Source organism: Vibrio sp. YT-19(2023) (assembly GCF_033337395.1).
In genome coordinates, this window is the sequence record NZ_JAWOQN010001176.1 from 1 (window position 1) to 513 (window position 513).

Annotated in this window: 1 protein-coding gene; it reads right to left on the minus strand. The window is 50.9% G+C overall.

The genetic code is table 11. From position 1 onward, the window contains the following. Positions 1–431, minus strand: a 431-nt coding sequence (locus tag R7E78_RS30700; RefSeq protein WP_318059217.1) for a hypothetical protein, incomplete at its 3' end; no start/stop codon positions are given. Between the last annotated feature and the right edge of the window lie 82 nt (positions 432–513).

A 513-nucleotide genomic window follows, 5' to 3' on the forward strand; every position in this document is an offset into this window, starting at 1 on the left:
TTTAGCGCAATTGACCGATTTTGCTCAAACTCTTGCGCACTCATCGGCACCCATTGCGCATAAAGATGTGTCCAGTTGCCATTCACTTCGAGCTCTACGTCACCCGCCATGTTTGGATACAACGTCGTGATACGAGATGTCGGGTCGGCAATCACATCGCCATTTGCGGTGGTATACGCCGCTTTCGAATACAAGTGCAACGCCCCCTCGGTCGAACCGGTATAATTCACAGACAAGGTTATTTTTTCACCAATATCGAATGAGAAGTCTCGTTCCGCCACGATGTCAGCCGTATTGTCGAGAACCTGAACCGATGGCGTCGGTGTTGGTGCCGGAGGCGTAGTTGAGCCGCCACCTCCACCGCCGCCTCCACAAGCTACGGTTAATGCCGAAATCAACGTCGTCATAAGCAGTTTTGTAGAATGTTTCATGTCAGGCTCCTTACTGCTGAGTTGCAGGAATTACTTTGTTAGCGGTTGAGGCTTGGTACCACGTTGTTTCTGACTCGCCACT